The following is a 19,961-nucleotide window of genomic DNA, read 5'->3' on the forward strand; positions in this document are numbered from 1 at the left end:
CTACAGTTTTGGGTCGGGGTTGACCGTGTGCCCATCCACCGCAATCACCTGCCCAGACACCAGCCGTGCTGCGTCTGAAGCAAGAAAGACGGCCATATTGGCGATATCCTGCGCTTCCACAAAGCGCCCCATAGAGGTGCCCGAGGCATAGCCCTGATAGACCTCATCGCGGGTCATGCCTTTCGCAGCTGCCTCTCGGGCCAAGACACCTTCCATACGCGGGCCTTCCACGGCACCCGGGCAAATGGCGTTTGCGCGAATGCCCATCGGCCCAAGTTCCATCGCCAGCGTTTTCATCAACCCTATGACCGCCCATTTGGCCGAGGCATAGGGCGCTCGGAACGGATAGCCGTACTGACCGGCTGTCGAAGAGGTCAAAATAATGCTGCCCGCCCGCGCCGATTTCATCATAGGGGCCGCGTGCTTGGCGGCCAGAAAGGCCCCGTCCAAATTGACCGCAACGCAGGCGCGCCATGCATCCAGATCGATATCCTCGATCGCGCTGGTCGGCCCGGCGATTCCGGCATTTGCGCACAGAACATCCAACCCGCCGGCGGCCCCGACAGCCTGAAACACCGCGCTCATGTCGGCCTCATTGGTCACATCAGCCCTTTGCGCCACCCAATGGTCGGGCAAGATTTCCAGGGCTGACTGGTCAATATCCGTTACCCAGACATTATAACCGGCGGCGTCAAACGCCGCGGCCATCGCATGACCGACACCTGATGCCCCGGCCGTTACCAATACGCGCCTAGTCACGATGGCTTCCGAATGGCGGCACCCGCCCCTTCAGGGTAAGGCAAAGCGGCCTGTGCCTCGGCAATCCGCGCCATCGCTGCTTCGATCCTGGGCGACGGCGGGCTGGGACGGCGGGTTTCAAGACTGACATGCAGCAGAAAGCTCTCGCCCGTGGCCAACAGCTTGTCGCCTTCATACATGCTGTGAAAGACATGCAGCTTCTTGCCCTGCCCCAACAGCATCTGCGTGCGCACGTCGATCTTCGCCCCTGCATGGACCTCGTCGATGTAACGGATGTGGTTCTCGGCGGTGAAATAGCTGCCACCCGACGCGATATACTCCATATCGCAACCGATGATCTCCATGAAACGGTCCGTGGCGGCCGCAAAGGCTTCCAGATACTTGGCTTCGTTCATGTGGCCGTTGTAATCCGTCCAGTCCAACGGAACGGCGCGGGACAGGGTCAGGATCGGCTGGCTCAGATCCGCCTGATCCAGCGACGGCAGAGCACCCGGTTTCAACAGCGCATCATGCTGGTTCAGCACCGCCCCCGCGCCATAATTCTGCGCCTTGAGGGCCCGCATCATGCCAACAAGATTGTTGTCGCGAATGCGTTCCAGTTCCCGGATTGAATGCATTCCGGATTGCGCGTCTGACTGATCGGCGATCAGGTCGACCAGTTCATCGGTGAATTCCGGCACGTCCATCAGCTTGGTCCATGGCCATTTCAAGGCTGGCCCGAACTGAGCCATGAAATGCCGCATCCCCGCTTCACCTCCGGCCACGCGGTAGGTTTCGAACAATCCCATCTGCGCCCAGCGGATGCCAAAGCCCATCCGGATCGCCTCGTCGATTTCTTCGGTGGTCGCAATGCCATCCTTGACCAGCCAGAGCGCCTCGCGCCAGACGGCTTCCAGAAAGCGGTCGGCGATATGCGCGTCGATCTCTTTCTTGACATGCAGCGGAAAGAATCCAACCGAGGTCAGCAATTCCCTGGCCCGTTCAATCATCTGCGGTGGGTTTTTGTCGGTCGGCACCAGCTCGATCAGCGGCAGCAGATAGACTGGGTTGAACGGGTGCGTCACGACGATCTGTTCGGGCCGCAAAGCACCGTGCTGAAGCTCGGATGGTCTGAACCCGCTGGTCGATGACCCGATGATCGCATCTGGATCACAAGCCTCCTGCAAGCCCTTGTAAACCTTCAGCTTCAAATCCAGCCGCTCTGGCACGCTTTCCTGGATCCACGTCGCGCCCTGTACGGCGTCGGCCATGTCGTCATGAAAGCTCAGCGCGCCCTCGGCCGGCAACGGAACGTCACTCAGCCCCGGCAGGGATCGCCGCGCATTGTCCAGCACTTCGCCTATTTTGCGCTCTGCTTCGGGGTCCGGGTCGAACACCCGAACGTCCCAGCCATTGAGCAGGAACCGTGCGGCCCATCCGCCGCCGATGACACCGCCCCCGATAATTGCTGCCGTCTTTGTCATGCTGTCCTCTAATCGATACAGATTACCTGCGCGCGCCCCGCTTCATCCAGATGCGGAATGCATCCGAATTGCGGTGTCACCGCGCTGCATTGTTTGGTGTCCGACAGGCAGAACCCTGCGCAGTCAGAGGCTTTTTCACAGGAGTTTCCAGCGTCGGGCAAAGGTTCAAAGCAGATAAACTGCCGTATCCGCCCGCCCATCTCATAGCTTCCCCCTTTGGCTTCGCAGTCCTTGCGGGCCAAAGGATCTTCCGCGGTCTGTGCCACCCCGACCCGGGGCAGACATACGGCCAGAACCGTCGCGCAGATTACAAGCACCGATCGCATTGCTCACTTCCTCTTGCTGCGCCCCTGCACTTACCGGTCATGGCAAGGGACGCAAACAGGTCAACCCTTGGGTGCCCGTTTGACCAGCCCCAGCTTCTCACGCACTTCCTGCGGGCCGATCACCCGCGCGCCCATGTTCTCGATGATGGTGCCTGCGCGTTCGACCAGTTGCCAGTTTTCGGCCAGCACACCCTTGTCCAGCCACAGGTTGTCCTCGAGCCCCACGCGCACATTGCCGCCCGCCAGCACCGAGGCCGCCACATAGGCCATCTGATGCCGCCCCAGCGAGAACGCGCTGAAGGTCCAGTCATCGGGCACGTTGTTTACCATCGCCATGAAGGTGTTCAGATCATCCGGCGCGCCCCACGGCACGCCCATGCACAGTTGAACCAGGGCGTTGGGTTCCAGAATTCCCTCTTTCACCAGTTGCTTGGCAAACCACAGATGGCCGGTGTCAAAGGCCTCGATCTCGGGTTTCACGCCCAGATCGGTCATCATCTGCCCCATAGCCCGCAACGCGCCGGGCGTATTGGTCATGACGTAATCCGCCTCGGCAAAGTTCATCGTCCCGCAATCCAGCGTGCAGATTTCGGGCAGACATTCGGCCACATGCGCCACACGCTCGGTCGCACCAACCAGATCGGTTCCAGCCTCGGCCAATGGCAACGGGTTTTCGATACCGCCGAACACCATGTCTCCGCCCATGCCAGCCGTAAGGTTCAGCACTGCGTCCACCTCGGCATCCCGAATCCGATCGGTCACCTCACGATACAGCGCCAGATCGCGCGACGGGGCACCTGTTTCGGGGTCGCGCACATGGCAGTGCACCACGGCAGCACCCGCCTTCGCGGCGGCAATCGCACTGTCGGCAATTTGCTTCGGTGAACGCGGCACATGAGGGCTTCGATCCTGCGTCCCGCCCGAGCCGGTCACGGCGCAGGTGATGAAGACTTCGCGGTTCATTTCCAGAGGCATGGCGTTTTCCCCAAGTTATACCCGGTTTTGCCTTGGGTTTTCCCCAGGCTTCTCCCCGGATTCCGATTTGCGTTCTGGCCCGACTCTGGCGCAGCCTTGGGAAAACCACTTGGCAGAATGCGAATCGAACTTGATGCAATCCGCAAAAAACATACTGCAACCCGAACATCGGGCCCTGAAAACCGCCGTTCTGGTGCTGGACGAATGCAACACGCTCAGCTTCGCCTCGGCGGTCGATCCGATGCGCGCTGCCAACCGCCTAGCGGACCGGCCCGCATTTGACTGGGACTATGTGACCGCCACAGCCGAACCCGCGATGCTGACCAGCGCCTTGCAAGTGCCCGGCATCCCGCTTGCTCGCCTGCAAGGCTGCGACCTCATGATTGTCGTCGCGGGCTTCCAACTGGCCCGCCACGCCACCCCCAGCCTGCTGGCCGGGCTGCGCCGCATTGCCGGTACCGGGGCGACGATGGCCGGGATTGACGGCGGCCCCTGGCTGCTGGCTGAGGCCGGGCTGCTGGACGGTCACTCTGCGACGACCCACTGGGAAGACCTGGAAAACTTCGCCACTCGTTTCCCCGACGTCGATGTGCGCCCCGACCGCTTTACTGTCTCGGACGGTCGCCTGACCTCGGGCGGCGCGATTCCCGCTGTCGAGATGATGCTGCACATCATCGCCGCCCGTCATGGCGCGGGTTTCGCCTCCCGTGTCTCGGGCCTGTTTCTGTATGATGGCGCGCCGGACCCCGGCACACCGCAAAGCCGCACCGGCGTTCCACATCGCCACACCGCGTTGACGGCAAAGGCGAATTCGCTGATGCAGGCATCCCTGGATGACCCCCTGCCACTGGCCCATATCGCAGACCAGCTGGGCACCAGCCCGCGCACCCTGCAACAACAGTTCCGCCTGCGCCTAAACACCACACCGCAGGATCACTATCTGCAACTGCGCCTGGCCGAGGCCCGCCGTCTGGTCACCGACACCGACCTTCCATTGATGGATGTCGCGCTGGCCACCGGTTTTGCCTCGCAATCCAGCTTCGCCCGCGCTTTCCGCACCGCGCATGGCCAATCTGCCCGCGACCTCAGGCAAGAGCGCGCGCACCCCACCCATCACTGACCGGATCCAACTTCATCTGGCCAGAAATATCCCGGGGGAGGCACGCGCAGCGTGCCGGGGGCAGAGCCCCCTCGCCTCAGTACGGCATCGGGTGCGCCTTGTGGACAGCGTCCAGCTCGGCCAACACCTCCTGTGACAACGTCAAATCCGCACCGGCTAATACGTGTTCAAGCTGCGCGACCGTGGTCGCGCCAAAAATCGCCGACATCATAAATGGTCGCGAGCGGCACCAGGCCAGCGCCATATGGGTCGGATCCAGGCCATGTCGCGCGGCAACATCCAGATAGGCCGCGACCGCATCAAACACCCGGTCAGACTTGCGCCCGCCCAATTGAGGCGAAAGCGACATACGTGAGCCGTCCGGCACGGCCCCGCCCTGGTATTTCCCGGTCAGCAGCCCGGTACCCAGGGGTGAAAACGCCATCAGGCCGACATCTTCATGTACGCTCAGCTCGGCCATGTCGGTATCGAACAGACGGCAGAGCAACGAATACTCATTCTGCACGGACGCCGCACGCGGTGTGCCCGTCTGTTCGGCCAGTCTCAGCCACTGCGCCGTACCCCACGCGCTTTCATTCGACAGACCAAAAGCACAGATGTTGCCTTTGTCCACCTGAACCTGCAAGGCCTCCAGACACTCCTGCATATTCTCCAGAACGTCCGCGGTATTGTGGCCCGAAGGCGCATAATCCCAGTTTTGACGGAACATATAGCTGCCGCGATTGGGCCAGTGGAACTGGTAGAGATCGATGTAATCCGTCTGCAACCGCCTCAAAGACCCTTCGATGGCCTCGGGAATGGTCTTGGCGGTGATCGGCGCACCGTCGCGAACATATGACAGCCCCTCACCCGAATGCTTGGTCGCCAGTACGAAATCCGCCCGGCGCGACGAATTCGCGGCATTCCAGTTTCCAAGAATTTCTTCGGTCCGACCAATTGTCTCTTTGGCGACAGGATTCACCGGATACATCTCGGCGGCATCCACAAAGTTGATCCCCGCATCCAGCGCCATGTCCATCTGCCGGTGCGCATCCGATTCCGAGGTCTGCGACCCGAACGTCATCGTCCCGAGGCAAAGATCGCTCACGACAATCCCGGTGCGGCCCAGAGGCTTCATCTGCATCTTCAAATCTCCTGATAAATGGCACGGCCCGTCAGGCTTCGGCCTTCTTTTCCCACCGCCCGGATTCCTCCGACCAGTATTGCGCGGCGCATCCGGCGCCGGTCAGCGTCTTCCACTGCCCGCGCGCGTGCTGTACGGCCATGTCGTCATTGCCGTCGAACAGAATGCAAACCCGCTCCAGGGCCGACACCTCTTCGGGTTCGACCGGCGCGCCGTCCACCGCCATGACACACACCGCGCCGTTAGGGGCCTCGGCGCTGGTGGTCAGAAGGATCGGCTGCTCGGCATCATGCGGGCCGCCTTCGCGACCATGTGGCAGGAACCCGTCCTCGGGGCCCAGCCACAGCTTTTCATCCAGCCAGTCCATCCGCGCGGGATCGGTGCCCCGCACGGCAATCTTCCACCCGGCCTGCCGCGCCTTGTCCAGCAGCACAGGCAAGGTGTGCTCCAGCGGCTGGCGGGTCAGATGGTAGAAATAGACAGCACCCATTCGCTTACTCGAAATTGTCCTGCACGAACCGGCTCAGCGCGCGCACACCCCAGCCCGTGGCACCTTTGGGCGCATAGGATGTCTCGGACGACACCGAGGCCACACCCGCGATATCCAGATGGATCCAGGGCGTATCCTCTTTCACGAAACGTTGCAGAAACTGCGCCGCCGTGATCGAACCCGCCGGACGGCCACCGACGTTCTTCATGTCGGCGATGCGCGATTTGAGCAGCTTGTCATAGGCATCTCCCAACGGCATCCGCCACGCACCTTCATCCTCGGCCCGGGCCGATTTCAGGAAGGCGTCACAGAATGTGTCATTGTTGGAAAACACACCTGCATTCTCATGACCCAGCCCGATGATGATCGCCCCGGTCAGGGTGGCCAGATCGATCATGCCCACCGGTTTGAACCGCTCCTGCGCGTACCACATCACGTCGCACAGAACCAAACGGCCTTCGGCATCGGTGTTGATGATCTCGACCGTGTCGCCCTTCATCGACTTGACCACATCGCCAGGACGGGTGGCATTGCCCGAAGGCATGTTCTCGACAAGCCCGACAAGGCCCACCACATTGGCCTTGGCCTTGCGCTTGGCCAACGCGCGCATCGTGCCCGCGACAACACCGGCACCGCCCATGTCCATGGTCATGTCTTCCATGCCACCGGCCGGTTTCAGCGAAATGCCACCTGTGTCGAAAACCACCCCCTTGCCCACCAGAGCCAAGGGCGCATCGTCCTTGTCGCCGCCATTCCAGTGCATCACAACGACTTTGGACGGGCTGGCAGAGCCCTGCCCGACGCTCAGCAAAGTGCGCATGCCCAGTTCAGCCAGCTTGTCCTCTTCCAGAACTTCGACTTCCAGGCCCAGCTCCTGCATCTCGACAAGACGATCGGCAAATTCCGTGGTCGTCAGAACATTTGCAGGTTCGTTGGTCAGATCACGGGTCATCCGCACGCCGTCGGCAATCGCGTATAGCGGTGCAAACTCTGCTTCGGCTTCCTTGGGTTTTGAATGTCCGATCGTAATCGAACCGCTGCCTTCGCTGTCCTTGGTTTTGTGCGCGTTGAAATCATAACTGCGCAGCACCATGCCAAGGGCCAGGTTTTCGGTCTGCGCCTGATTGCCGACCATCACCAGCATGTCCTTGCCACCCGCGCATTTGGCCAAAGCGGCACCAGCCTTGCGGGCCTCGTCGGCTTCCGGGCGGCGCGGCAGCACCACGACGTCCAGCGCTTCGGCCGCCATCCCAGCCGGCCAAGCCATCGAGATGACATCGCCGGTTTTGGTCTTTCCGAATTTCTCACTTTCGACAAGCCGCGCCACAGCGCCTTTCGTCAGACGATTGGCCCGACGCGCCGCAGGGTTCATTTTTCCGTCCGACGGAATGATGATGGCCACCCGCCCTTCGGCCTGCGCCATCGCATCCAAGTCAAACTCCTGAAAGCGGACCGGTATCAGACTGCTCATTGCAAACTCCTCGAATTCTGTTCCCCAAGACCTAGCCCGCGCCGCCCGACTTGACCAGATAGCAGTTTTCCCCGCGTTTCAATTGCAGTAAGGTCCCGAAAAAATTACCGGCAGGCTCGGGGGAGAAAGACGTGACACGAGAGGGCAGGCATACGCCGTCGCGCAGGAAGACATGCATGCGCGATTTCGGCCCGTTTTCCGGCGCAAAAGGCTTGGCGGGGGCAGTCTTGTGATCCTCGACCGTTATTTCGCCCGCCGCTTTCTACAGAGCTTTCTGGTCATCGGCGGTATTTTTCTGACCTTGATGATTCTCATCGATCTGATCGAACAGATCCGCCGATTTGACGAAGTCGACCTGTCCTTCGGCCAATTGTTGCACCTGACGCTTCTGAACACACCGGCCGCCATCAGTGAAATGCTGCCCCTGCTGGTCATTCTGTCCACCATCGCTTTGTTCGTAGGGCTGGCACGGACCTCTGAACTCGTGGTGACCCGCGCCACGGGTCGCTCGGGTATCCGCGCACTGGTCGCGCCAGCGGCGCTGGCCCTGATCATCGGTGCGCTTGCAGTGGCATTGCTAAACCCCATCGCTGCGGCCACATCCCAGGAATTCCAACGCCTGTCCGATTCCTATCGCAACAACGGAAGTTCAGCGCTTTCGATCAGCAGCGAAGGCCTTTGGCTGCGTCAATCGGCGGAAAACGGACAGGCCGTCATCCATGCCCGGGGCACCTCGAACGGGGATACGCTGGGCCTGGACGACGTGACCATCATCACCTTTGCGCGCGATGGCAAACCCACCCAGCAGATCGTCGCCGACAGGGCCGTGCTGGAAGACGGAAACTGGGTCCTGTCGCGGGCCAAGATCTGGAATTTGCAGAACGGGCAGAACCCCGAAACCAGTTCGGTGGAGCATGAACGGCTGGAGTTGCCGACCTCGCTGACCCGGCAGCGCATTCTGGACACTCTGGGGCAACAGGATTCAGTGTCGGTTTTTGACCTGCCGCAACTGATCAAGGATCTGCGCGAAGCCGGGTTTTCGACCAAGCAATATGAAGTCTGGTTGCAGGTGCAGCTGGCCAGGCCCTTCTTTCTGGTCTCGATGGTGCTGATCGGGGCTGCTTTCACCATGCGCCACGTTCGGTTCGGCGGTACCGGAATAGCAGTTTTGACGGCCGTACTGCTTGGCTTTGCCATCTATTTCGTCCGCAATTTTGCGCAAATCCTCGGAGAAAACGGACAATTGCCCGTCTATATCGCGGCCTGGGCGCCGCCCTTCGCCGCCATCTTGTTGTCCCTTGGCCTGCTTCTACACGCGGAGGACGGCTGATGCAGAGCATGATTTTCCTGCTGCTGACCAGCGCAATCGCGTTGTCAACACCGACCGTTCTGGCGGCGCAAACCACGTCGACCGAGCCTGACCCGCAAGCTGCGCAGTCACAGGCCGAACCCGCCCTTTTGGTTGCCGACAAGGTCTTTATAACACCTGATAGAAAACTGGTGGCCGAAGGCAATGTCGAAGCCTTTCAGGGCGATACCAAGCTGTCAGCCCAACGTGTCACCTATGACCGGGAAACGGGTGAGCTGACGCTCGAGGGACCTATTCGCATTGATCAGGGGGGCCAGTCGACCCTTCTGGCCGATTCCGGACAGCTGGACAGCGGTATCCAAAACGGTCTGCTGATCGGTGCTCGGATGGTTTTCGATCAGCAGATCCAGATTGCCTCGGTTCAGGCGAAACGGGCAGCGGGTCGCTATACGCAGTTCAGCAAGGTCTCGGCCACTTCCTGCCATGTCTGCACCAACGGTAAGCCACCCCTTTGGCAAATCCGCGCCCGCAAGGTCACCCACGACCAGTTGGAGCGGCAATTGTACTTTGAAGGCGCGCAGCTTCGGGTGCTTGATTATCCGGTATTCTATTTCCCCTATCTGCGCTTGCCGGACCCCACTTTGGATCGCGCAACCGGCTTTCTTGTGCCGTCGATCCGCAGCACCTCACAACTGGGAACGGGGGTTCAGGTTCCCTATTTCTTCAAGCTGGGGGACCACAAGGATCTGACCTTGACGCCGTACTTGTCGGGCAAGACCACGACGCTGGGGTATCGATATCGCCAGGCGTTCGTGAACGGGCGCATTCAGCTTGAAGGGGCCTATACCCGTGATGATGTCCAGCCCGATCAGGATCGCGGTTATCTGTTCGCCGGGGGTTGGTTCAGCCTGAAGAACGATTTCCGGCTGACATTCGATCTGAAAACCACCTCGGACGACGCCTATCTGGCGGACTACGGGCTGCCGGACCTGGACCGTTTGCGCAGTGAAATTGCGCTGGAACGGATCAAACGCGACACCGCATTCAAAACAAGCCTGATCCATTACAAAACACTGCGTGACAGTGAAAATCAGGACGAAATCCCATCCCGCGTCTTCGACCTGAATTATGAAAAGCGATTCTTCCCCGGCGCACTTGGCGGCGAGGTTCGGCTGGCTTTTATCGGCCACGCACATGAACGCACCAGCGACGCCGATATCGTTGGCCGTGACATAGCAAGGGCAACTGTTGATGCCGAATGGTTGCGAAGCTGGACATTTGCATCGGGCCTGCGCGCGGACGCGACGCTGGGCGCATCGGTGGATACGTTCAATATTCGCCATGACAGCAACTTTCCCAGCAATGTGACCCGCTCGACGCCGCGCGCGGCGTTGACGCTTCGCTATCCGATGACCCGTCGTGAAAAGACCGGCGCGGTTCAGCTTCTGGAACCGATCGCACAGTTGGGATGGACCCATGTCTCGGACACTGATGTGCCAGATGATGAAAGCACGTTTCAGGAATTCGATCAGGGTAACCTGCTGGCCCTGTCCCGTTTCCCTGCGGAAGATCAGCGCGAAGACGGTGCCACCGGGGTCATCGGCCTGAACTGGGCCCGCTATGGTGCAGACGGACAGCAGGCGCTTGTAACGTTGGGTCAGGTGTTTCGGGCGGATGCCGACCCGAATTTCACCCTGACATCCGGGTTGCAGGGCACCACATCCGACTTGCTGGTGGCGGGGCAAATCACCACGGCCAACGGTTGGTCACTCGGCGGGCGTGGTCTGATCGACAGCGATTTCAGTTTCGTCAAAGCTGAATTGCGCGGCGCCTGGGCATCCGAATTTGCCGGCCTGTCCGGAAGTTATATCTGGCAGGAAGAGGATCCGGCGGAAAACATTGCGGATGAAATCTCGGAAATCTGGCTTTTGGGCCGCTATCAAGTCGACCAGAACTGGCTTACGAATGCCGAGGCACGCTATGATCTGAACCAGTCAGAGCCAATCCGGCTGGGGCTTGGTGTAACCTACCAGAATGAATGTGTTCAGGTTAACATGTCCGTAAGCAGACGCTTTACTTCAACATCCACTATTGAGCCTTCGACAGAATTCGGCTTTACCCTATCGCTGACAGGATACGCCCTTGAAGGCGGTGGTAACACATACAAGAGAAAATGCAGTTGATATCAGGTTTCTCCAGGTTTCTTCGTTCCGGTTGGCACAAACCGGTCACGCCGGCACTGGCCGCCGTTTTCCTCGCTTTTTCAGCGCCGCAGGTCAGCGCCCAGAGCCTGTTCTCGCCAGCGATCCGCGTGAATCAGGATATCGTCACCTGGTACGAACTGGAACAACGCCTGCAATTCCTGAATGTTCTGGGCCTGCCCGGCGGCAATGAAGCTGACGTCAGAGAAGCCCTGATCGAAGAAAAGTTGCGCAAGCAGGCCATGCGTGAAGCAGGCGTGGAAGCTGCGCCGGAAGCCGTACAACTGGGTATCGACGAGTTCGCCTCGCGCGGGCAATTGTCCACCGAACAGTTCCTGCAACTTTTGGGTGAGGCAGGCGTCGACCCGGAAACTGTCCGTGATTATGTTGCAGATCAGCTGGCCTGGCGCGACTATGTCAGCTCGCGCTATCTGTCGCAGGCCCGTCCGACCGAAGACGAGATTGATCGCGCGCTGGGACAAACCGGTGGCGGCGGCCTTCAGGTTTTGCTGTCCGAGATCATCATCCCGGTGAACCCGCAAACCGTTGCACAGACCGAATTGCTGGCGGAAGAAATCTCGCGACTTGAAACTATCGAAGCGTTTTCAGCCGCAGCGGCGCAATATTCCGGAGCCGCAACCCGCAACGAAGGCGGACGTCTGGACTGGCTGAATATCTCCAACCTGCCGCCTGCCTTGCAGCCGGTTATTCTTGGGCTTCAGAACGGTGAGATCACCGATCCCATCAGTTTGCCAAACGCAGTCGCCCTGTTTCAGTTGCGCGGATTGCGCGAGGTGGCAACCGCCGCGCCGCGTATTTCCAAGCTAGATTATGCTGCCTATTACCTGCCGGGTGGTCGCAGCGCCGAGACCCTGGCACGGGCTGCCGCCCTGCGGGAGGAGATCGACACCTGCGATGACTTGTATGGAATCGCCAAGGATCAACCCGTCGAAGTCCTGGACCGCATCGAAGCCAGCCCTTCAGAAGTACCACGTGATTTCGCCGTAGAACTGGCCAAGCTGGATCGCTTCGAGGTGTCAACAAATCTGACCCGCAACAACGGGCAGACGCTGGTGTTCTTGATGCTATGCAACCGAGTCCGCGACCTGGGCGAAGACACCTCGCGGGCGGATGTCGCGAATGCACTGGCGCAGCAGCGGCTACAGGCCTTTGCGTCCAGCCTGGTAGAGCAGCTGCGGGCTGACGCCACCATTGTTCAGGAATGACACGCCCGATTGCGCTCAGCTGCGGTGAACCGGCCGGGATCGGCCCTGAAATCGCGGCCAAAGCATGGGCCGAGCTGCGCCAAAGCTGCCCGTTTTTCTTTGTCGGCGACGCCAACCACCTGCCCGCTGGCACGCCCATTGCGAAAATCCAAACCCCTTCGGATGCTGTTGCAGTCAGTGATCAGGCCTTGCCCGTGCTGCAACTGAACTTCCCTGCTGCAAACATGCCCGGTCAGCCAGACCCAGCCAATGCCCCATCGGTGATTGATGCCATCGAAACCGGCGTCGATCTTGTGAAGGCCGGGGCAGCGGCCGCTCTGTGCACCGCGCCCATTCACAAGAAGGCCCTGATTGACGGGGCCGGGTTTACCTATCCCGGCCATACCGAGTTTCTGGCTGCGCTGTCGGGCACCCGCCGGGTTGTCATGATGCTGGCCAGCGACCAGTTGCGGGTTGTCCCGGCGACAATCCACATTCCCTTGGCGCAGGTTCCCGCCGCGCTGACGCCCGACCTGCTGCGCGAGACGATCGAAATCACCGCGCGCGGCCTGCGCGACCAGTTTGGCATACAGCACCCCCGCATCGCCATAGCCGGCCTGAACCCCCATGCCGGCGAAGGCGGCAAAATGGGCCGCGAAGAGCTTGAATGGATCGCCCCAATGCTGGCCGATCTGAACCCGGAAGGTGCGACCCTGACGGGACCCCACCCTGCGGATACGCTGTTCCATGCCGCTGCCCGCGCCCGCTATGACGCGGCGATCGCAATGTATCATGATCAGGCGCTGATCCCGATCAAGACACTGGATTTCGACCGGGGTGTGAACGTCACCCTTGGCCTGCCCTTCATCCGCACGTCGCCAGATCACGGCACTGCACTGGATATCGCCGGGAAAGGCATCGCCAATCCAACCAGCCTGATCGAAGCTCTGAAGCTTGCCCAACGCATGGCAAAAGGCTCTTGATCCTTCATCTGGCTGAAAATATCCCCGCCGGAGGCTTAAAACTTCTGGCGCTGCCCCTGCGGCCTGCGTCACGGTAATCGGATCATGAGTGCTATCGACAATCTCCCCCCTCTGCGCGAGGTCATCGCCACACATCAACTCTCGGCGCGCAAATCCCTGGGTCAGAACTTCCTGCTGGACCTCAACCTGACCGCCAAAATCGCCCGTCAGGCTGGCGATCTTGCAGACTGCGACGTACTGGAAATCGGCCCCGGTCCTGGTGGCCTCACCCGAGGGCTCCTGTCCGAAGGCGCACGCAAGGTCGTGGCGGTCGAAAAAGACACCCGCTGCATCGCCGCCCTGAACGATATCGCCGCTGCCTATCCCGGAAGGCTGGAGGTCATCAATGGTGACGCGCTCGAGATCAACCCGCTGGAACACCTGACCCCACCAATCCGCATCGCGGCCAACCTTCCATACAACGTCGGCACCGAACTGCTGGTACGCTGGCTGACACCCCCGGAATGGCCCCCCTTCTGGCAGAGCCTGACGCTGATGTTCCAACGCGAAGTGGCCGAACGCATCGTGGCCCAGCCCGGCAGCAAGGCGTATGGCCGCCTCGCCATCCTCGCCCAATGGCGGGCCGAGGCGCGCGTCGCCATGTCCCTTCCCCCCGGCGCCTTCACCCCTCCGCCCAAAGTCTCCAGCGCGGTGGTCCACCTGACCGCCCTGCCCGAACCGCGCTATCCTGCTGACGCCGCGACCCTGTCGCGAGTGGTGGCCTCTGCCTTCAATCAACGCCGCAAAATGCTGCGTGCCTCGCTTAAAGGCGTCGCTCCGGATATCGAGGATCGCCTGCGGGCCGCAGGTATCCAACCCACTGAACGGGCCGAGCAGGTTCCGCTTGAAGCGTTCTGTGCCCTGGCGCGCGAAATCCAGAAACCCTGATCACAAAAAAGCCCCGAGGCTTGACCTCGGGGCTTTGCAAATTCTGATGACGGCTTATTCAGCCGCTTCCGGTGCGTCGCCATCCGTTTTGGGCGCATCTTCAGCCGCTGGCGCCGGTTTGGGTTTGCGTGCCCGCGGTTTTCGCGCAGGCTTTTCCTTCTTCTCAGCTGCCGGGGCTTCGGCCCCTTTGCTTTCCGGTGTCTCGACCAAACCGCTTTCCGGAGCAGCGTCCGGTGCGGCGAAATCCATTACGTCCGGCTGCGGGGCTTCGGCGGGATCGGCCTGCCGGGCCGCTTCACGTTCCTGGCGCTCGGCGCGCTCACGGTCACGCTCGGCCTGGCGTTCGCGGTTCTGGCGTTCCTGCTCTTCGCGGCGCGCTTCAATCTCGCGCTGCGCCTCACTCAGCATGCGCAGATAATGTTCCGCGTGCTGTTGGAAGTTTTCCGCCGCAACGCGGTCGTTTGACAGCTGAGCGTCACGCGCCAGCTGATTGTACTTATCAATGATTTGCTGCGGCGTGCCACGCACCTTGCCTTCAGGACCCGAGCTGTCAAAAACCCGGTTTACGACGTTACCGCCGGAAGGACGATTGCGGTTGTTCTTGGCCCGCGAGCGGGATTTGGAAGATCTCATCTTTCTTTACGTCAGCCTTATCAATGCGCTGTCGCTCAACCCGTGTTTTGCACTGCTCAGAGGCGTTTGCCGTGACGGGATGTCGACTTTTTTGGGCTTGGCGTCAGGGGTGCGCTGCAACAGCGTCAACCTCGCCGACTAATCCTGAGTAAACATGTCCTGACCGCGCAGACAAGAGGAATCTGGGATTTTCACACGCTTTTTTACTCGGGGCAGCGTTTTTTGGCTTCAGACAACAGTTTCAACCCGGCATCTTCGCGCCGACAACCCGGTCACGCCCGTCCAGATCGGGGATTACGCGAATATCCGCCAAACCCGCCGCATCAAACAAGGCAGACACCAGATTTGCCTGTGTCGGGCCAATTTCCACAAGTATTCGCCCGCCTGGCAGCAGGTAATCCGGTGCCGAGGCCGCAATCTGCCGATACGCGCCCAGCCCGTCCCCTTCATCGGTCAGCGCCATGCGCGGCTCGTGCTCCCGCACTTCGGGCGAAAGATCCTCCATTTCGGATACGGAAATATACGGTGGGTTGGAAACAATCAGGTCAAACTGGCCTTCAATGTCTTCGAACCAGTTTGACTGCACAATCTCGGCACGTCCTTGCACCTTGTGGAGCACGGCATTGGCGCTGGCCTGAAGACAGGCGGCTTCACTCAGGTCGACCCCAAGGCCCGAAGCGCTGGTGCGCTCCGCAAGCAGTGTGACCAGAATACAGCCCGACCCGACCCCGAGGTCCAAAACATGGTCGAAAGGTTCGCTCAGCGCGGCCTCGATCAAGGTTTCAGTCTCGGGGCGTGGATCCAGAACATCGGAACTGACACGAAACCTGCGCCCATAGAACTCGCGTTCGCCCAGCAGATGAGACACCGGCACCCGAATGGCACGCAAAGAAACCAGCTGGTCATAGCGTTCAGCGATCTCGGGCTGCAACTCTTCCGGGGCAATCAGCGTCACCCGGCTGGCTTCTATCCGTGCGGCATGGGCCAACAACAGGCGCGCATCGCGCGCCGGGTCATCCACGCCCGCGGCCCTCAAACGCGCGGTTGCGGCCACCATGGCCTGCGCTGCTGTTTGCAGCCCCATCATTGCGCCATCTCGGCCAGCAACCGGGCCTGATCATCCGCCGTCAGAGCGTCAATCACTTCGTCCAGATCCCCCTGCATCACCTGATCCAGTTTATAGAGCGTCAGGTTGATCCGGTGATCCGTCATCCGCCCCTGTGGGAAATTATAGGTGCGAATGCGTTCCGAACGATCCCCTGATCCCACCTGGCTGGCCCGGTCGGCGGAACGTTCGCTGTCGATCCGCTGCCGCTCGAGGTCATAAAGCCGCGTCTTCAGCACCTGCATGGCGATCTCGCGGTTGCGATGCTGGGACTTCTCGGAACTTGTTACCACCAAGCCCGTCGGAATATGTGTGATCCGCACCGCCGAGTCGGTGGTGTTCACGTGCTGCCCGCCCGCGCCGGAACTGCGCATCGTGTCGATACGGATGTCATTGGCGTCTATCTGGATGTCGACATCCTCGGCCTCGGGCAGTACCGCCACGGTCGCCGCCGAGGTGTGGATGCGCCCGCCGCTTTCGGTTTCGGGCACGCGCTGCACACGGTGCACACCGGATTCGTATTTCAGCCGGGCAAAGACGTTGTCACCCTTGATATGGGCCACCACCTCTTTGATCCCGCCCAAATCAGAAGCCTGTTCTTCGATGATCTCGAACTGCCACCCGTGGGCCTCGGCATAGCGTTGATACATACGTAACAGATCGCCCGCGAACAAAGCGGCCTCGTCCCCGCCGGTACCGGGGCGAATTTCCAGCATCGCTGGGCGCGCATCCGCCGCATCCTTGGGCAACAGCGCCAGTTGCAGCGCGTGTTCCGCCTCGGGGATGCGCGATTGCAGGTCCGGAATTTCCTCTTCGGCCAACTCCTTCATATCCGGGTCGGCCAGCATCGCCTCGGCCTCAGCCAGGTCTGCCACCAGCTGGCGCCAGGCCATGATCTGATCGACCACGGGCTTGAGGTCGGAATATTCCTTGGCCAACGCCGCAATATCGCCGCCCGATGCGCCATCCGCCATGGCTGCTTCGAGGTATTGGAAACGTTGGGTGATCTGTTCAAGACGTTCTTCGGGGATCATCCCGGCGGTGTCTATCATCCGGGGGCTTTGGTCAAGGGCCACGTCGTGCTAAGCTTGCTGTCATGAAACGGATTTTGCTTGCCCTTTTGCTGACGTCCACGCCGGTTTTCGCCGATTACATCGGCCCCGACGGCAAGACCCGCGATTGCTATTGCACCGACACGTCCGGGTCCCGCATCGAACTGGGTGAGATGATCTGCCTGCAAGTCGACGGCCGCATGTTCACGGCACAATGCCAGATGTCCCTGAACGTGCCCATGTGGCGCGAGGTGCAGGAAGGGTGTTTATCGTCCGGGTTGCAAAGCGATCCAGTTGATCACTTTGAACAGGATGAGGCGTCCTGAGCGCCGGTAGAACAGTTACATCTGCTCCAACCACCCATCAACCCGTGCCTTGTTCACACCGAAATCCCTGCGACCGAACCGCAAACGGCCATGGATGCGAAGCGTGTCGCCGTCCTGCTGAACAGTGGTATAGTCGGGGAAACCAATCCATTTCGTGCGGGTGACATAGGTGATCATGCCCTCATCGACCGAACCTGCCAAAACCGAGGTGCGCGGCGTGGCGCGGGCGATCCGATCGAGCTTTTGCAACCCTTCGGGGCCGGTTGCAACAACGCGCAGAACGCCACCCGGCAAGTCCTGATCAACCTCTGCAACCGGTGCAATATGCCATTGGGCCGGCGCAGATGGGGCCAGTCGGATGTAAGCGCCCAGCCCAAGCACCAGCGCGATCACTGCCCACAGAACCATCTTTTTCATCCCGCTTTACCCTCTTGCAGAAACCCTATGCGGATCAAGCGCCGGGGCAAGCCGTTCCGGGCCGGTTTACCGTGACGTCACCCCCGGCAGGATGCACAGCATCTCGTAGATCAGGTTGGCTGCCGTCAGGGCCGTGTTGCCGGACGGGTCATACGGAGGTGAAACCTCGACCAGATCACACCCCACCACATTCACACCCTGCAACGCGTGGATCAGTTGCAGCGCCTGCGGCGTGGTCAGCCCGGCAATCTCTGGCGTACCCGTGCCCGGTGCAAAGGCCGGGTCCAGGCTGTCGATGTCATAGGTGACATAAACGGGATGATCCCCGATGATCTTGCGGATCTGAGAGCCGATCTGCGTCAGATTCTGCTGCCACAACTCCCAGGCCGGGAACTGGCGGAAGCCCCAATCCCTGGCTTCGGTGAAGTCCGACGCCGCGTAGCCCGATCCGCGAATGCCGATCTGAAAGGTCTTGTCGGGGACAATCAGCCCCTCTTCATAGGCGCGGCGGAAGACGGTTCCGTGGGTCTCCTTCTCGCCGAACATCTCGTCATTCACGTCCGCATGGGCGTCCACATGCACCAGAGCCACCGGCCCATGCTTTGCCGCAATGGCCCGCAGGATCGGCAGGGTGATCGAATGATCGCCCCCCATCGCCACCGGAGTCACGTTCTTTGCCAGGATTGCATCATAGCTTTCCCTGATGATCCTCAGGCTGTCCGCAAGCGAAAAGGTGTTGATCGCCAGATCCCCGATGTCAGCAATTTGCAAGCTGTCGAACGGGGCCGCCGAGGTAGCCATGTTGTAGGGCCTTATCATCGCACTTTCGCTGCGGATCTGTTTGGGTCCGAACCGGGTGCCCGATCGCCACGAGGTGCCGATATCCATCGGAATCCCCAGAACCGCCACATCCAGCCCCGCCAACGAGGCAGCCTGGGGCAGGCGCATAAACGTATTCGGCCCCGAAAACCGCGCCAGATCATTGCCGCTGACCGGTTGATTGAATTCAGTCATGCGCGTTGTATCCCCATCCCTTCAACTTTCTTTACCCAGCACATACCGGCAGTATGGCTAACCAATGGTTAATACGCATCCAAACGGTTATGTTCTTGCCAGCTTGTTCCACCCCAACAGGCAGACGATCTGCGTCGCCACGTGCGCCCCCGCAATCGCCGTGGCACCGGATGTATCGAACGGCGGAGACACCTCGACCACGTCGCCGCCCTTGATGTTGATCCCGGCGATGTCGCGCAGGATGATCTGCGCCTGAATGGAACTCAAACCACCCCAAACCGGTGTCCCCGTACCCGGTGCAAAGGCCGGGTCCAGACCGTCGATGTCAAAGCTCAGATAGACCGGGCTGTCGCCCAGAATGCCCTTGATCTTCTGCGCCACGGCAGCGGGGCCGGATTCGTAGACCTCGCGCGCGTCGATGATGTTTACGCCCAGCGTGTCCTCGTTGGTGGTGCGGATCCCCACCTGGACCGAGCGTTTCGGATCCACGATCCCCGACTTCACCGCCTTGTAGAACATGGTGCCGTGGTCCACCCGGCTCATGTCGTCATCGGCCCAGGTGTCGGTATGGGCATCGAACTGCAACAGCGACATCGGCCCGTATTTCTCGGCATAGGCCTTGAGGATCGGGAAGCTGATATAGTGATCGCCCCCCAGCGTAACCGAGGCCACATCCGCCGCCAGAATGGTGCGGATATGGTCGGTCAGCGTGTCTGGAAAGGCGGGAATGTTGGCATAGTCATAGGCCATGTCGCCGTAGTCGATGATCGCCAGCTCGCTCAGCGCATCGAAGGGCCAGCCATAAGGCGCATCGGGAGATTGCAGCGCACTGGCCTCGCGGATCGCACGCGGGCCAAGACGGGTGCCCGGGCGGTTGGTCACCGCCTGATCAAACGGCACGCCGGTCACGGCGATGTCGGCACCGGTCAGGTCCTTGGTGTACAGCCGCCGCAGAAACGAGGTCGCCCCGCCAAAGGTGTTTTCATAGGACAGCCCTTTGAGGTCCGGATTGGTGAACGCCTCATCCACCTGGTTCTTTGCGTCTTCCAGTGCCATGTCGCT

Annotated in this window: 20 protein-coding genes; 7 read left to right on the forward strand and 13 right to left on the reverse strand. The window is 60.7% G+C overall.

Annotation, left to right across the window (positions count from 1 at the left end; all coding sequences use genetic code 11):
• From ACR0E2_RS04235 to bcoG, 4 genes are read right to left on the reverse strand one after another with little or no spacing between them, the layout of a single operon-like run.
• The gene (locus ACR0E2_RS04235; protein WP_171228183.1) at positions 1-759 is read right to left on the reverse strand and encodes an SDR family oxidoreductase; all 759 of its coding nucleotides are present in this window, start codon (positions 757-759) and stop codon (positions 1-3) included.
• Positions 756-2,222: a carnitine 3-dehydrogenase gene (locus tag ACR0E2_RS04240; protein ID WP_480445328.1), complete on the reverse strand. Its 1,467-nt coding sequence runs from the start codon at positions 2,220-2,222 to the stop codon at positions 756-758. The genes ACR0E2_RS04235 and ACR0E2_RS04240 overlap by 4 nt, the downstream gene beginning before the upstream one ends.
• An 8-nt stretch (positions 2,223-2,230) precedes the next feature.
• Complete coding sequence (locus tag ACR0E2_RS04245; protein WP_480445330.1) at positions 2,231-2,548, reverse strand: hypothetical protein; 318 nt, start codon at positions 2,546-2,548, stop codon at positions 2,231-2,233.
• A gap of 60 nt (positions 2,549-2,608) precedes the next feature.
• Positions 2,609-3,523: a 3-dehydrocarnitine:acetyl-CoA trimethylamine transferase BcoG gene (gene bcoG, locus ACR0E2_RS04250; protein ID WP_152458196.1), complete on the reverse strand. Its 915-nt coding sequence runs from the start codon at positions 3,521-3,523 to the stop codon at positions 2,609-2,611.
• Between the two features lie 133 nt (positions 3,524-3,656).
• Between bcoG and ACR0E2_RS04255 the strand changes: the two genes are divergently transcribed.
• Positions 3,657-4,643: a GlxA family transcriptional regulator gene (locus ACR0E2_RS04255; RefSeq protein WP_480445332.1), complete on the forward strand. Its 987-nt coding sequence runs from the start codon at positions 3,657-3,659 to the stop codon at positions 4,641-4,643.
• 76 nt (positions 4,644-4,719) lie between these two features.
• On the opposite strand, the gene ACR0E2_RS04260 is transcribed toward ACR0E2_RS04255, so the two are convergent.
• Genes ACR0E2_RS04260 through ACR0E2_RS04270 form a run of 3 tightly spaced genes read right to left on the reverse strand, consistent with a single transcriptional unit; the run spans position 4,720 to position 7,727 of the window.
• Positions 4,720-5,766 carry an aldo/keto reductase gene (locus ACR0E2_RS04260; RefSeq protein WP_480445334.1) on the reverse strand — a complete coding sequence of 349 codons (1,047 nt, stop codon included), beginning with the start codon at positions 5,764-5,766 and terminating at the stop codon, positions 4,720-4,722.
• Between the two features lie 31 nt (positions 5,767-5,797).
• A complete protein-coding gene (locus tag ACR0E2_RS04265; RefSeq protein WP_171167813.1) occupies positions 5,798-6,256 on the reverse strand; it encodes a DNA polymerase III subunit chi in 459 nt (152 codons plus the stop codon).
• Positions 6,257-6,260: 4 nt separating this feature from the next.
• Positions 6,261-7,727, reverse strand: coding sequence for a leucyl aminopeptidase (locus tag ACR0E2_RS04270; protein ID WP_480445335.1), 1,467 nt, complete (start codon positions 7,725-7,727; stop codon positions 6,261-6,263).
• A 229-nt stretch (positions 7,728-7,956) separates the two neighbouring features.
• On the opposite strand from ACR0E2_RS04270, the gene lptG reads away from it, so the two are divergent.
• The 5 genes from lptG (at position 7,957) to rsmA (ending at position 14,352) form a co-directional block, all read left to right on the forward strand.
• Positions 7,957-9,057, forward strand: coding sequence for an LPS export ABC transporter permease LptG (gene lptG, locus ACR0E2_RS04275; RefSeq protein ID WP_480445336.1), 1,101 nt, complete (start codon positions 7,957-7,959; stop codon positions 9,055-9,057).
• Positions 9,057-11,219 carry an LPS-assembly protein LptD gene (locus tag ACR0E2_RS04280; protein WP_480445338.1) on the forward strand — a complete coding sequence of 721 codons (2,163 nt, stop codon included), beginning with the start codon at positions 9,057-9,059 and terminating at the stop codon, positions 11,217-11,219. Before lptG ends, ACR0E2_RS04280 begins: the two co-directional genes overlap by 1 nt.
• Positions 11,210-12,463 carry a peptidylprolyl isomerase gene (locus ACR0E2_RS04285; RefSeq protein ID WP_152458202.1) on the forward strand — a complete coding sequence of 418 codons (1,254 nt, stop codon included), beginning with the start codon at positions 11,210-11,212 and terminating at the stop codon, positions 12,461-12,463. The genes ACR0E2_RS04280 and ACR0E2_RS04285 overlap by 10 nt, the downstream gene beginning before the upstream one ends.
• Positions 12,460-13,425: a 4-hydroxythreonine-4-phosphate dehydrogenase PdxA gene (gene pdxA / locus ACR0E2_RS04290; protein ID WP_480445340.1), complete on the forward strand. Its 966-nt coding sequence runs from the start codon at positions 12,460-12,462 to the stop codon at positions 13,423-13,425. The genes ACR0E2_RS04285 and pdxA overlap by 4 nt, the downstream gene beginning before the upstream one ends.
• Positions 13,426-13,509: 84 nt before the next feature.
• Complete coding sequence (gene rsmA / locus ACR0E2_RS04295) at positions 13,510-14,352, forward strand: 16S rRNA (adenine(1518)-N(6)/adenine(1519)-N(6))-dimethyltransferase RsmA (protein ID WP_480445341.1); 843 nt, start codon at positions 13,510-13,512, stop codon at positions 14,350-14,352.
• Between the two features lie 54 nt (positions 14,353-14,406).
• Here rsmA and ACR0E2_RS04300 read toward each other — a convergent pair whose 3' ends face one another.
• The 3 genes from ACR0E2_RS04300 to prfA all read right to left on the reverse strand — a co-directional run bounded on the left by ACR0E2_RS04300 (position 14,407) and on the right by prfA (position 17,124).
• Positions 14,407-14,985, reverse strand: coding sequence for a DUF4167 domain-containing protein (locus ACR0E2_RS04300; RefSeq protein ID WP_152458205.1), 579 nt, complete (start codon positions 14,983-14,985; stop codon positions 14,407-14,409).
• A gap of 241 nt (positions 14,986-15,226) precedes the next feature.
• Positions 15,227-16,072 (reverse strand): peptide chain release factor N(5)-glutamine methyltransferase, encoded by an 846-nt coding sequence (gene prmC / locus ACR0E2_RS04305; RefSeq protein WP_152458206.1) that lies wholly within the window; start codon positions 16,070-16,072, stop codon positions 15,227-15,229.
• The gene (gene prfA, locus ACR0E2_RS04310; protein WP_171232029.1) at positions 16,069-17,124 is read right to left on the reverse strand and encodes a peptide chain release factor 1; all 1,056 of its coding nucleotides are present in this window, start codon (positions 17,122-17,124) and stop codon (positions 16,069-16,071) included. Before prfA ends, prmC begins: the two co-directional genes overlap by 4 nt.
• 62 nt (positions 17,125-17,186) lie before the next feature.
• On the opposite strand from prfA, the gene ACR0E2_RS04315 reads away from it, so the two are divergent.
• Positions 17,187-17,468: a hypothetical protein gene (locus ACR0E2_RS04315; protein ID WP_152458207.1), complete on the forward strand. Its 282-nt coding sequence runs from the start codon at positions 17,187-17,189 to the stop codon at positions 17,466-17,468.
• A 15-nt stretch (positions 17,469-17,483) separates the two neighbouring features.
• On the opposite strand, the gene ACR0E2_RS04320 is transcribed toward ACR0E2_RS04315, so the two are convergent.
• From ACR0E2_RS04320 to speB (ACR0E2_RS04330), 3 genes are all read right to left on the reverse strand, one after another.
• Positions 17,484-17,885 carry a DUF1499 domain-containing protein gene (locus tag ACR0E2_RS04320; protein ID WP_171167798.1) on the reverse strand — a complete coding sequence of 134 codons (402 nt, stop codon included), beginning with the start codon at positions 17,883-17,885 and terminating at the stop codon, positions 17,484-17,486.
• Between the two features lie 66 nt (positions 17,886-17,951).
• Positions 17,952-18,899: an agmatinase gene (gene speB / locus ACR0E2_RS04325; protein WP_171639358.1), complete on the reverse strand. Its 948-nt coding sequence runs from the start codon at positions 18,897-18,899 to the stop codon at positions 17,952-17,954.
• A gap of 87 nt (positions 18,900-18,986) precedes the next feature.
• Positions 18,987-19,955 (reverse strand): agmatinase, encoded by a 969-nt coding sequence (speB, locus tag ACR0E2_RS04330; RefSeq protein ID WP_171328141.1) that lies wholly within the window; start codon positions 19,953-19,955, stop codon positions 18,987-18,989.
• Between the last annotated feature and the right edge of the window lie 6 nt (positions 19,956-19,961).

The organism is Ruegeria sp. A4 (assembly GCF_056543025.1).